The organism is Cryobacterium mannosilyticum, from assembly GCF_004402705.1.
Taxonomy (GTDB): Bacteria; Actinomycetota; Actinomycetes; order Actinomycetales; family Microbacteriaceae; genus Cryobacterium; species Cryobacterium mannosilyticum.
Map to the genome: position 1 here is coordinate 1 of NZ_SOFM01000007.1, position 12,626 is coordinate 12,626.

Consider the following 12,626-nt stretch of genomic DNA (forward strand, 5'->3'; position numbering starts at 1 on the left):
CTCGACTACGCCACACCCGCCGAGAAACTGGCCGAACTCACCCTCACAGCCGCATAAAGTGAAACTCCAATAGCTGTCCTGAACAAACGGGTCACCGCAGACCGCAAGCCGAACCCTTGCCGGCGACTATCGAGACTGCGCGGACGTGCTCGGCAACGGCTCCTACCGCGCGTCCGTCACAGCCATTTCGCGAGGACTGGCAACTCCGCCCGATGGCCACGGGCGTTGGTTGTGCGCGGTGGCCACTCACGCGGAAGGCGAGCCCTGTGTGTGGTCTCATTGAGTCGCTCGGACTCGGCCTGGACGTGGAATCCCTGTGGGTGGTGATTTCCCCGGGCGAGATCCAGGAGTCGCTCTGAAGCGAGCACCGACTCGGTGCTGCATTCCAACGAGACCGCCATGGCGCACAACAGATCGTCGGAATGCGAATGTATCCTGCGAGGGGACTTGCAAGAGAGGAATCATCATGATCACTGGTCGATCGCGAACTCGCACCCGAGACGACCTTCACGTGGTCGCTTTGTCCGAGCACGAGTGGAGGATCGGCGACCGCAGGATCGCGACCGACAATGCGCTGTCCCTCGTGGGCTTCATCGACAAGAATCGCGGCGCGTACGAGGTCATGGAATTCGTGGATCCCGTCGAATACGCCCGGTTCACGAGCCTGGAGGCGGCCATCTCGTATTTCGTCACTGCAACTCCGGACGCCCCGTATTGAGCGCATCGCCTTCAACCGTGGTTGCGCACTCTTCATCGTGTGTTCTCCGAATGGACTCTCGTCGCCGGGCTTGAGGGGGATCAGGATTGTGGTGCGGAAGACATCCGCAGGCGCACGGGAGCTGAGGGACATCGATGGATCACGGACAGCTGTTCTCAGTCGTCATGGCGGGCCCTGCCCTGTGGGAAGTCCGTCATGAGGTCACGAATGAATTTGCGGGCATGATCCAGCGCACGCCGCGAGGATTCCTGCTACGGAATGACCAAACGCAGGCGATCGGCAGTTTCGGCTCGATCAGCAGCGCACTCGAGGGCCTGTACGAGGTGGCGTGATTCGTCGACGGCGCGGTGGGGGCTGCCGACGGCGCTGCCCAGGGGTAAGGCGGCTGAACAGTCGGCGAACTCCGGCGCGGGGAATTGGGCCAGGGACCTGAATCGGGTATCGATGAAGCATGAGCACCATTCTTGGCACCGATGTGGGCCGCGACAATCGGGTCGTCTGTCTGGCGGACCTGGCGACGGGCGTCCAGGTGATTTCCGCGGCGACGCCGGTGACTGAGATCGACCGGGTGTTTCGCGCGGACCGTCAGCTTCGTTCGCTCGTCGTGCATGACGACGGCGTTCATTTCCTCTTGTCTCGGGAGCAGGTGGAGTTCACCTTGACCGGGCGGCTGGGCTACGGGCGCGGCCTGCATGCCCGGTCCACGGCCAGGCAGATGGTGCCGGAGAACTCCTTCTTCCTGCCCGGCACGATGTCCCTGGCCACCGCGGCGCAGCGCGTGCTGGAACTGCCCGAGGGCAACCGCTATCGTGACGTGCTCGTGCTGACCGACGATGGCCCACGGGTCGTCTCGGTGTCCCAGATCTTCGAACGGTTGTCGGCGGATTTCCGGTATGCCGCGTTGCACGATTCGCTGACCGGGCTGCCCAATCGACGGCAGTTGGAGGAGCGTGGCAGCACATCGATCGAGGATGCCGGGGACATCACCCGACTCGGGGTGCTCTACATCGACCTCGACGGTTTCAAAGCTATCAACGACACCTTCGGACATCAGACCGGGGACGAGATCCTGGTCGGCTTCGCCGAACGGCTGCGCCACGTCATCCGCCCGACGGATGTGCTCGCCCGCCTGGGCGGCGACGAGTTCGCGGTTCTGCTGGTTGACGTGGATGAAGGGCAGCTTCGCGCCATCGCCGACCGGGTCGTGCTCGGTGCATCGGTCCCGTTCGTCTGCGACGGACACCTGCTGCACGTGTCGGCGTCGGTCGGCATCGCGATGGCCGGTGATGTCGCCGCGGAACAGGAGTTGAGCCCGCTTGATGCGCTGCTGCGCCACGCTGACGGGGCGATGCTCAAGGCCAAGCAGGCCGGCAAGCGCCAGGTCGCGCGTCTCGATGGGCATGGCGAGGCCGCGCCGATCGTGCGGAATGCGCTGATCCGACGTCGGCTGCCGGAGGCGTTCGAGACTCGCGCGTTCAGCTTGCACTATCAGCCCCAGTTGGACCTGGCCAGCGGCGACTGCTCAGCCGTGGAGGCGCTGCTGCGCTGGACCGACCCGGTGCTGGGCGCGGTGTCGCCTGCGGAGTTCATCCCGATCATGGAACTGTCGGGCGACATCCACCGCATCGGACAGCGAGTCATCAACGAGGTCTGCGCCCAGGCCCGGACCTGGCTGGATGCAGGGACCTCGCGCCGGGTCGCGGTCAATGTGTCTCCCCTTCAACTCGCGGCGCGCACCATCGTTCCCGAGCTTTTGGAGGCCCTGACCCGGCATGGTGTTCCCCCCGCACTGATCCAGGTGGAGATCACCGAGGGCGCCGCGATCACCGACCTGCCCCGGGCGATCGGGCAACTTGAACAGCTCCGGGGGGCCGGGATCAGCATCGCCCTGGACGACTACGGCACCGGCTTCTCCTCCCTCGCCCTGCTGCGCAGCCTGCCGCTGACGACGGTGAAGATCGACAAGACCTTCATCGACCACATCGATTCCTCGCCCGCGGACGCCCTGCTCGTTGGCGGGATCATCGACACCGCACACGCCCTCGGGCTCACGGTCACGGCCGAAGGCGTCGAACGCCCCTGCCAACTCCAGTTGTTGCGCGATCTGCGTTGTGACGCGGTGCAGGGCTATCTCATTTCGCGGCCTGTTGCACCGGACGATCTGCCTCCCACCCAGATCTCCGACGCAGCCGCACCGAATGACTTCGGCGGACCGAGACCGGCCTGATCGCCTGAGTCAACCGTCGAATCAGGATGTGCGCAGGAGCATCTGAACCGTTTGGCCGTGAGGCGCGTACTCCGCGTGGATGGCCGCGTATGGAACAGCCATCGTCGGGTATCCCTGCAGGACCTGGCTCAACGGTTGCATCACCAAACCGAGCGTGCGGGCGTGGAGGGAGAACTGCGCGTAGAGAATGCCGGCCCCAGCCGCCCTCGTAGGTCGATCCCTCGTGGAAGGCGCCCGTCCATTCGCGGTGGGTGTCGAGGTCGAGCATGACGTTCCAGACGTGGAACGCTCAACGGCCACTGCAGACCGCCAGGTCTCGGAAAGATCGAGAACGAACGGGGCAAGGATGCTGAGCCGTTCCCCCACTTAGGGGCGATCGCCTCCGATAGACCATTCCTCTTAGCAATCTGCCTCAACGGGCGGGTAGATTATGGGCAGATCTGGGGGGAGAGGGCTATGTTCACGACGCAGTGTGCGTGCGTTAGCGGTGACGCGACTCTCGCCCGGCCCGTCAGTGTCACCCTGGGATTGTGGGTGATGAGGCCATGATGCGTGCGCGGGTTGATGCCGTCCTGGTCTGGACAATGGGCCTGTGTGCGGCGGCCTACCTGGGCGGAGTGGTCTGGCAGGGCGGCGAATCTCATCCGGCGGTGGATCTCTGGTTGTCGTTGTCGACGTCCTGGTTGCCCGCGGTGGTGTGTTGGCTGGCGGTCGCCCGGGCCGTGTCTCGTCGCAGGGAAGTCCTGCTCGCTGCTCTGGCGATGACCTTCCTGGCTGTCGGGGACACCTATTACGCCCCATTGACCAGCGACTGGTCACCCTCGTTCCCCAACCCGGGTGACCTCGGCTACATGCTTTTCTATCTGCTGATGCTGGTCATGCTGGTCCTGCTGGTGCGCCGCGACGTTCGCGGGCAGTCGCGGTCGGTGTGGCTGGATTGTGCCGTGGGCTCGCTCGGGGCGGCCGCAGTGTTGGCAGTTGTGCTCAACCCCGTGATGGCCTCAGCCTTGGCGGGTTCCTGGTCGTTGGCCACGGCCGTGGCGGTCGCCTACCCGCTGATGGACATGTTCCTGATGGCAGCCGTCACGGGGATAGTGGTCGTGCGTGGTTTCCGTGGGGGCGATCGGCTGGTCGTGCTGATCCTAGGGCTGATGCTTTACACACTGGCGGACATTGTCTACGCGTTGCAGGTGACCACGGACACCTACGTGCTCGGAACTCCACTCGACGCCCTCTGGGCGATCGGGATCGCCCTGATCGCGCTGTATGTGCACGGTTCGGCGCACCGAACCGTGTCGAAAGTTTCAGATCTGCCTGCCCCGACCCGTGCGGCGGCCCTGATCATGTCGGGGCTCGCCACCCTCGCTGGGCTCGGGGTACTGGTGATGGGCACTCGGACTTATGTGTCTTCTCTGGCCGTTGTGTTGGCCGGGGCCACGGTTTTCGCGGCGGCAGCTCGCACTCAGGTGGCCTTTCGTCAGATTCTGCGGATGGCGGACTTGCGCCGTCAGGCGACGAGCGACCATCTGACCGGTCTGCCGAACCGGCGGGCGCTGTATGCACAAGCGGGCGCTCGGATGGGGGATCCGGTTAGTGAGCGCTACGCTTTGCTGTTGATGGACCTGGACAGGTTCAAGGAGGTCAACGACAGCCTGGGCCACCAGGCCGGAGACAGGCTGCTGATCCAGGTGGGTGGCCGCCTGAGCGAGCAGTTGCGTTCGGGAGACCTCCTGGTGCGTCTGGGCGGTGATGAGTTCGCGCTCCTGCTCGACGGCGCGGGCGCCGAGCAGGCCACCGCGGTGGCAGCCAAGCTCTGCGCGGCACTGGCCGAGCCGTTCGCCCTGGATGACGTCGCAGTCCATAGCGCGGTGAGCATCGGCTTCGCCTTATTCCCCGGCGACGGCCATGACCTTGACACCCTGCTGCGCAAAGCCGACGTGGCCATGTACAAGGCCAAAGCCTCTGGCGACGGCTTTCACGCCTACGGCGGTGGCGACGACACCGACTTCACCACGCAACTGCGCACGGTCGATGAGCTGCGAGCCGCCCTGACGAGTGGCCAGTTCGTCTTGCACTACCAGCCCAAGATCAACCTGCCCGCCGGCGACGTCCACGATGTGGAAGCCCTGGTGCGCTGGAACCACCCCACACGTGGCCTGCTCTACCCGGACGCTTTCCTGACTCTGGTCGAAGAAGCCGGACTCATGCGGGCCCTGACCCGAGTAGTGCTCCACATCGCCCTGGACCAGGCCGCCGTCTGGCTCGCGGAAGGCCGAAACCTTACGGTTGCTGTGAATCTCTCGGCCAGTTCCATGATCGACACTGACCTGCCCGATGAGGTGGCCGCCATGCTCACCGCCCGGCATCTCCCACCGGGCGTCCTGAAGTTCGAGATCACTGAGGAGTTCCTCATGGCCGACCGTGACCGGGCCCGGGACATCCTGACGCGGCTCCGCCTGCACGGTGTTCAGATCTCCATTGATGACTTCGGCACCGGGTACAGTTCGTTGTCTTACTTGCGGGACCTGCCCATTGACGAACTCAAGCTGGACCGTTCTTTCGTGACCCCCATGGTCGATGATGCCCGCGCCGCAGCCCTGGTCGCCTCGACCATCGGGCTGGCCCACAGTCTGGGCATGCGCATGGTCGCCGAAGGCGTCGAGAGCGCTGGGGCGTACGACGAGCTCGTCTCCCTCGGCTGCGACCAAGCCCAGGGCTATCACATGTCCAGGCCAGTGCCCGCGGACGAATTGAACGTCTGGCTCAACGCCCGGGGCTCCATCGGCGAACTCACCGCCCCCGCCCGCTTCTGAGGATCACGATCGCGAGGGTGAATCCGGCGAACGCGTTGCACGCTTCGCACGCTGAACAGTTGTAGTCCCACGCCGATTTCCCGTGTCCGGCTACTCGCCGCTTGCTGCCTCGGCGGACGCCGGGCGCTTCTGGACTGTCAAGTAGACGACGAGCGCGAGGATCGCGGTGAGGAAGACGGCGCTCGTTCCGACGGTTCCGATCCCGAGGCCGCCATCGTGACGAGGCTGGGAGAGGTAATCGCCCAGGGACGCGCCAAGCGGGCGGGTCAGGATGTAGGCGATCCAGAACGCGAACACGGCGCCGCGCCGGGCGATGATGTGGGAGCCGGCCACGAGCGCGATGGCTCCGGCGAAGATGAGTGCCGACACCCAGTAGCCCAGGTTCAGGCCTTCCGCGATGAGGTCACCGGCAGCGGTGCCCAGGGCGAAGGTGAACAGGATCGTCAGCCAGTAGAAGGCTTCCCGCCTCGTGGAGGTGATGGTGTGGATGGAGAGGGTCTTCTCGCTGGCATACCAGGCGATGAAGGTTGCCAGGAGGGCGGCGGCGAAGACGATGGTCGTGGTTTCGAGGCTGACACCGAAGTTGTCGGTCAGGTTGTCGGTGATCAGGGTGCCGACGACGCTGATCAGCACCACGGCGAGCCAGTAGATGCTCGGCGCGTGCCGGACGGAACGGAACTGGACGACCAGGGCGATGGCGAGGAGGGCGCCCATCACATAGGTCGTGTTGGTCAGGCCCAGGTTCAGGTTGGTGGCGAGGAAATCGGCGAAGGTCTCACCGACCGTGGTCGCCAGGATCTTGATGATCCAGAAGACGAGGGTCGGTTCGGGAACCTTGCTCATGCTCGATGGGCCGCGTGTGGCGACGGTTTCGGCCGTGCTGGTTGTCATGGACATCCTCAGGTCGTTTCGCGAAAGCGCCACCGGAACAGGGCGTGGAGAACAACCGTATGGGGGCGAAGCTGGCAGCAGCCCCGGCAAGTGCCGTGGAAGACGAGAGCATTCACAGAGTCGGGCACCGGCTCGCTGAGCCGGGCGCTGTACTGGCACCTGTGCGGCTCTGTCCGGCTCCGCCGGCGGGCTTCAGTCGCGCGGCTTGGGCATGCCGAACTCGTTGACCGGCCCGTCTGGTGGCTGCGGTTTGTGCTCCGCCGGGCAGTTGAGGACCGCGTTCTGGGTGGAATGGTCAATGGTGTGCTCGGCCATCGGACGGCCGCAGACCGGACACACCGCCTCACCGACACGTTTCACAACCGCGTCGTAGGGGCCCAGGGGAGCCGGACCCATCGCCCGCACGAGTTTTTGATCCAACCAGTCGATGAAGTGCACGTATCGTTCGCTCAGGCCCTGCCCGTGAGTACCGGTGTCATTCATGCCGCCAGCGTAACGCCGCTCCCAGTGCACGGATAGGCGCCGGCCCCGGTCCTCAGGTCAGAGCTCCCGGCAATGTCATTTCACGGCAACGATCTCGATCAATCGGATGTCCGGGTCCTTGGCGAGGAGGGTCGGACCGTGCTCGGCCAGGGCCTTGGGAATCGCGCCGGCGAGGTGCGCCTGCCGGCCCTCTTCGGTCTCGAACGTGTCGAAGATCCCGCAGGTGGCGTTGTCCACCCGGAACGCGTACCAGGTGCGGGTCTCCGGCTCGCCGAGCACGATGTCCCGGCCTCCGTTGAGGAAGTCCCACACGTCCTGTTCCTTGCCGGGCTTCGCTTCGACGAGAGCCAAAACTCCGAATTCAAGTGCCATCGCGGTCTCCTCGCTTTTCGCTTTCGAATGGGCCGACCGCCGGTCATGCCCAGATTCGGTTCTGGCCAGTGTCGGTTCTGCCCCGAGTCTAGGAAGGTGTCCCTGCCGCGGCAAGGGGTCACAATGTCGCGTGCTCGGCCGGCTCGTCGAGGTCGTCGTGGTGGATGCGCTCGTCGAGGGTGCCGAGCGGCTGCCCGGTGCCGCCCCACTGCCCGGCGATGATCTCGGCGGCGATCGACACAGCCGTCTCCTCGGGGGTCCGCGAGCCGAGGTCGAGGCCGATCGGGCTGTGCAGCCGGACCAGGTCGGCGTCGTCGAGTCCGGCCTCCCGGAGCCGGGCCAGACGGTCCAGGTGCGTGCGGCGCGAGCCCATCGCCCCGATGTAGGCCACCTGAGGCGCGCGGAGGGCCAGCTCGAGCAGGGGAACGTCGAACTTGGGGTCATGGGTGAGCACGCAGATGACCGAGCGTGAGTCCACGAGGCCGGCCGCGAACTGCTCGGCCAGGTAGCGGTGCGGCCACGCGACGATCACCTCGTCGGCGTCCGGGAAACGGGCGGGCGTCGCGAACACCTCCCGCGCGTCGCAGACGGTGACGCGGTAGCCGAGGAACGCGGCCAGGCGGGTCAGGGCGGCGGCGAAGTCGATGGCGCCGAACACGAACATCCGTGGCCGGGGCGCCTGACTGTTGACGAACACCCGCATCCCCTCACCCTGCCGTTCACCGTCGGGGCCGTAGGTCAGAGTCGTGTTGCGGCCGGCGGCCAGCAGACCCTGGGTGTCGTCGCTCACGGCTCGGTTCGCCCGGTCAGACCCAAGGTCACCCTCGAACCCGTTCGGCCTGACCACGAGGTGCCGGCCGATCAGGTCGACATCCGGATGCCCGATCACCGTCGCCACCGCCACCGGACGGGAGGCAGCGATATCGGCGCAGACGTCGTCCAGCTGGGCGAATGTGTGCTGCGAGACAGGCTCGACGAACACGTCGAGGATTCCGCCACAGGTCAGCCCGACCGAGAACGCGTCATCGTCGCTGATCCCGTACCGGACGAGGACAGGCCGGCCGTCCGCCGCGACCTGGGTCGCGACGTCGTACACCGCACCCTCCACACACCCGCCCGAGACCGAGCCGGTGACCGCTCCGTCGGGGGTGACCAGCATCGAAGCACCTGCCGGGCGCGGGGCGGACTCAAAGGTGCGCACCACTGTCGCGAGGCCGGCGGTGCCTCCGCTCCGCCAGCCGGGCATCAGGGCGTCGATGATGTCACGCATGGTCGACGGGGGAACGCATCATCGGGAGCTCCTGCGGCCGACCGCGCGGCCGATCCGGTAGGCGAGGAAGGCCACCCCGGTGAGGAGGCCGATCAGTTTCCCCGGGTTGCTGAGCTGGTCGGCCAGCATCCCCTTGGCGAGGTCCAGGGCGTTCAGGCTCGTGGCGGCCGTGCGCGGGGCCTGGTGCTGGAGCGGACGGGACACGGGAGGCGGCGACGTCTGCGACCCGGCCGGCGCCGTGTCCGCCGGGGCCGCGGCCGGTTCGCCGGCGGCCGGAGGCGCGGTGGGTTCCGTTCCGGAACCGGTGACCATGGCCTGCAGGTTGTCTGCGAAGAGCGCCATCATCTGGTCGGTCACGCTGCCGATGATGCTCTTCCCCATGGCAGCGACCTTACCGGAGAGGTCCACCTCTGCGCTGACCGTGCCAGTGGTCGTGCCGTCCGTCTCGACGAGGCACAGGGTGGCGGTGCCCTGGGCTGTGCCCTGCCCGCGGGCCTCCTGGGCGCGGCCCTGGAATACTGCACGGTGCGCGGTCGCATCGCGCTCGATCACGTTCATCAAACCCTTGTACTGCATGGACACGGGGCCGAGTTTCACCTTCATTCCCACCTGGTAGGCGTCGTCGGAGAGTTTGTTGAGCACCTCGGCGCCGGGAACACAGCCGGCGACGCGCTCGAAATCCATCAGGGTCTCCCACACCGTGTCGATCGGGGCCACAACGGTGAATGTGCTGTCGAGTTGCATTATTTCGTCCCTCTGTTCGCGGATTGTGGAATGCGGTCGGCGCGGATCGCCGCCGCCACTTCCGCCAGGGCCGTGTGGCTGTGACCGCTGACGAAGGCGTCGATGTAGGGCAGGGCGGCGGCCATGCCGCCCGCGAGTGGCTGGTAATCCGGCGCCACCTTCCGAGGGTTGACCCAGACGATCCGGAAGGCCAGCCGCCTGAGCCTCGCCATCTGGGCGTCGACCTCTGCCGGGTCGTCCTGAGCCCAACCGTCCGAGATCAGCACGATCACCGCTCCGCGGGCGAGTCCGCGTCGGCCGTGGTCGTCGATGAACCGTCGGATGCTGTCGGCCAGGCGGGTGCCTCCGGCCCAGTCCTCTGTGCCCGCAGCGGCCTGCGCGAGAGCCTGGTCCGGATCCCGCAGTGCCAGCTGCCTGGTGAGCCGGGTCAGCCTGGTTGAGAACACGAACGCCTCGGCCTGCGCGCCGGACACCGCGCCCTGGAGCAGGGACAGGAAGACCCTGGTGTAGGGCTCCATCGAGCCGGAGACGTCGCAGAGCAACACGAGGCGGCGCAGCCGGGGGCGGCGCCGGGCGTAGACGAGACGGGCCGGGTCCCCGCCCGTGCGGCCTGCGGCCCGCACGGTGCGCCGGAGGTCCAGCCGGGCGGTGCTCGTCGCGGAGGCCCGGGTGCGGCGACTCAGGCGCGTCGGCGTTGACAGGGAGATCCGCCGCACGAGGTGGCGCATCCGGGTGATCTCGTCGACGGTCAACTCGGCGAAAGACATGTCGTGCAGCCGTTCCTCGGCCGAGGCCATCATCAGAACCGTCTCCCGCTCCGGGGCGTCCAAGCCGGACGAGTCGCCGCCCGGCACGAGGGCGGGCGGCTGCGGCGCGCGTTCGGCGCTGTCGGCTCCGAGCGGGCGGTCATCAGGCGGGGCCGGCCGGGAGCGGGGTTCGGCGCCGATCGACGGCGGGGCCGTGGTGTCGCCCCGGCTGTCGGCGGGGTCGAGAAGCCCGCCGAAGACCGCCGTGAACACGCCGTCGAAGACGGGCAGCTGGTCCTGGGAGGTGACCAGGACCACCCGGCTCGTCCAGTACAGCGGACCGAGGGCATACGGCGGGACGAGCCGGAGCGCCTCCGCCAGCCGGGCGGCTCGGTCCAGGGACACCGGGAGCCCTGCCCGGCGCAGAGCGGTGCTGAACCCGGCCGCAAGGGCGGCGGCCTCCACCCGGGGTTCACCCCGGACTGCCTGGGTCTCAGCCATGGTCCGCACCGATCAGCCACGCGGTCCCGCGCGAGCGGGCCAGGTCGAGATCGTCGCGATTCTTGAGAATCGATCCCCAGGTGTGGTCGATGCTCGCCGGGCCGAGCCGGTCGACGCCCAGCACGGCCAGCGCCGACACCCAGTCGATCGCCTCCGCGATGCCGGGCGGCTTCGCCAGGTCGAGCGAGCGGAGCGCCGTGATGGCGGTCGCAGCCTGCAGGGCGAGCGGCTCCGCGCTGGACGGCACGCGTCGCCGCACGATCTCCGCGATGCGTTCGGGTGCCGGGTAGTCGATCCAGTGGTACAGGCAGCGCCGGGTGAGCGCGTCGTGCAGGTCGCGGGTGCGATTCGAGGTGAGGATGACGATCGGCGGGTGGCTGGCCCGCACGGTGCCGAGCTCCGGGATGGTCACGGCGGCCTCGGCGAGCAGCTCGAACGTGAACGCCTCGAACTCGGCATCGGCACGGTCGATCTCGTCGAGCAGCAGCACGGCCGGGCGCGGCCCCGGATGCTCGATGGCCGCCAGCAGCGGGCGTCGCAGCAGGTACTCCGGACCGAACAGCTCCGTCTCGGCGAGGGTCAAGTTGCGCGCCTCGGCCAGCCTGATCCCGAGCAACTGGCGAGGATAGTTCCACTCGTAGAGGGCCTCGCCGGCGTCGATTCCCTCGTAGCACTGCAGGCGGAACAGCGGCGTGTCGAGCACGCGGGCGAGCGCCTTCGCGGCCTCGGTCTTGCCGACGCCCGGCTCACCCTCGAGCAGGATCGGCTGCGGCATCCGCACGGCCAGGAACAGCGCGGTGGCCAGTCCGGAGTCCGCCAGATAGTCGATCTCGTCGAGCCTCGCCAACAGGGAATCCACGTCGGGAATGAGCGCCTTCACCTCGTCTTCGGCGCCTGCGCGGGCCGACTGGGTCATCGTGTCCGCCCGAGTGCGTCGGCGACCCTCGCCTCAGGCTGGGCTGGCATACCGCTCCGGATCGGCGAGGAAGGCAGCGCGGCAGCCCGTTGAACAGAAGTAGGTCGTGAGTCCGTCGAGTTCCACGTGGGGGGTGGCATCGACGGCGGCGACGCTCATGCCGCAGACGGGGTCGATCGCGGTCGCCGGAACGGCCACGGCTGCCGCGGTTCCGGGCGATCGCTGCCCGGCACGCTCGGCGACCAGCTGGGCCAGGATCGACAGCGCGACCTCGGCCGGGGTCCTGGCGCCGAGGTCCAGCCCGGCCGGGCTGAACACGCGGGAGCGCAGCCCGTCCTCGACAGTGAGGGAGGCAACCACGGCGGAACCCCGCTTCGCGCTGGCGACGAGGGCCACGTAGGGGACACCCGCACGGAGCGCGGCCTCGAGGGAGGCTTCCTCGTCGTGGCCGTGCGATGCCACGATCAGGGCAGCGTCGTCGGGGTGGGGTTCCGTCGCCGCGCCGTCCGCCAGCTCCATCTCGAACCCGAGCCCGGTGCCCAGCACCGCCAGGGCCCGCGCGACGGGGGTCGCCCCGACCACGACGACGCGGGGCGCCGGCACGGACGGTTCGAGGAAGATCTCGACGGCGCCTCCGCTCAGGCAGGGGTTCGACACCTCGACGGCGCCGTCCTCCCTGCTGTGCGACGGTTCCCCGGCGACGACCCGGAGCAGGAGCGGTTCGCGGGCGGACAGCGCCTGCAAGCCGTATTCCCGGACGGAGGCCTCCACGCAGGCGCCGCCGACGAATCCGTCCAGGTGCCCGTCGGCGTGAAGGAGCGCCGTGTCACCCGCGTGGGCGCTCGTGGGCCGCTGGGCGCGCACCACCGTGGCGCGCACGAACGCTTCGCGCCGACCGGCGAGTTCCTGGGCACGCTGTTCCAGTGCCCCGCCCACGACCGGCAT

Annotated in this window: 12 protein-coding genes; 4 read left to right on the forward strand and 8 right to left on the reverse strand. The window is 67.7% G+C overall.

The window, feature by feature from the left end:
- The first annotated feature begins 466 nt into the window (after positions 1-466).
- From E3O32_RS01475 to E3O32_RS01490, 4 genes are all read left to right on the forward strand, one after another.
- Complete coding sequence (locus tag E3O32_RS01475; RefSeq protein ID WP_134506308.1) at positions 467-718, forward strand: hypothetical protein; 252 nt, start codon at positions 467-469, stop codon at positions 716-718.
- A gap of 134 nt (positions 719-852) precedes the next feature.
- A complete protein-coding gene (locus tag E3O32_RS01480) occupies positions 853-1,050 on the forward strand; it encodes a hypothetical protein (RefSeq protein ID WP_134506310.1) in 198 nt (65 codons plus the stop codon).
- Between the two features lie 119 nt (positions 1,051-1,169).
- On the forward strand, positions 1,170-2,945 hold the full coding sequence (locus tag E3O32_RS01485; RefSeq protein WP_134506312.1) for a putative bifunctional diguanylate cyclase/phosphodiesterase: 1,776 nt from the start codon (positions 1,170-1,172) through the stop codon (positions 2,943-2,945).
- A gap of 530 nt (positions 2,946-3,475) precedes the next feature.
- Entirely contained in the window at positions 3,476-5,758 is a 2,283-nt protein-coding gene (locus E3O32_RS01490; protein ID WP_134506314.1) for a putative bifunctional diguanylate cyclase/phosphodiesterase, read from the forward strand.
- Positions 5,759-5,848: 90 nt separating this feature from the next.
- On the opposite strand, the gene E3O32_RS01495 is transcribed toward E3O32_RS01490, so the two are convergent.
- From E3O32_RS01495 to E3O32_RS01530, 8 genes are all read right to left on the reverse strand, one after another.
- Positions 5,849-6,649, reverse strand: a complete 801-nt coding sequence (locus E3O32_RS01495; protein WP_198417507.1) for a COG4705 family protein — start codon at positions 6,647-6,649, stop codon at positions 5,849-5,851.
- A 192-nt stretch (positions 6,650-6,841) separates the two neighbouring features.
- Positions 6,842-7,132 (reverse strand): hypothetical protein, encoded by a 291-nt coding sequence (locus E3O32_RS01500; protein WP_134506318.1) that lies wholly within the window; start codon positions 7,130-7,132, stop codon positions 6,842-6,844.
- 75 nt (positions 7,133-7,207) lie between these two features.
- Positions 7,208-7,504 (reverse strand): putative quinol monooxygenase, encoded by a 297-nt coding sequence (locus E3O32_RS01505; RefSeq protein ID WP_134506320.1) that lies wholly within the window; start codon positions 7,502-7,504, stop codon positions 7,208-7,210.
- Positions 7,505-7,622: 118 nt separating this feature from the next.
- Positions 7,623-8,774, reverse strand: a complete 1,152-nt coding sequence (locus tag E3O32_RS01510) for an XdhC family protein (protein ID WP_134506322.1) — start codon at positions 8,772-8,774, stop codon at positions 7,623-7,625.
- 18 nt (positions 8,775-8,792) lie between these two features.
- A complete protein-coding gene (locus E3O32_RS01515) occupies positions 8,793-9,518 on the reverse strand; it encodes an SRPBCC family protein (RefSeq protein ID WP_134506324.1) in 726 nt (241 codons plus the stop codon).
- Entirely contained in the window at positions 9,518-10,765 is a 1,248-nt protein-coding gene (locus E3O32_RS01520; protein WP_134506326.1) for a vWA domain-containing protein, read from the reverse strand. Before E3O32_RS01520 ends, E3O32_RS01515 begins: the two co-directional genes overlap by 1 nt.
- A complete protein-coding gene (locus tag E3O32_RS01525) occupies positions 10,758-11,681 on the reverse strand; it encodes an AAA family ATPase (protein ID WP_134506328.1) in 924 nt (307 codons plus the stop codon). Before E3O32_RS01525 ends, E3O32_RS01520 begins: the two co-directional genes overlap by 8 nt.
- A gap of 33 nt (positions 11,682-11,714) precedes the next feature.
- Complete coding sequence (locus tag E3O32_RS01530) at positions 11,715-12,626, reverse strand: XdhC family protein (protein ID WP_134506330.1); 912 nt, start codon at positions 12,624-12,626, stop codon at positions 11,715-11,717.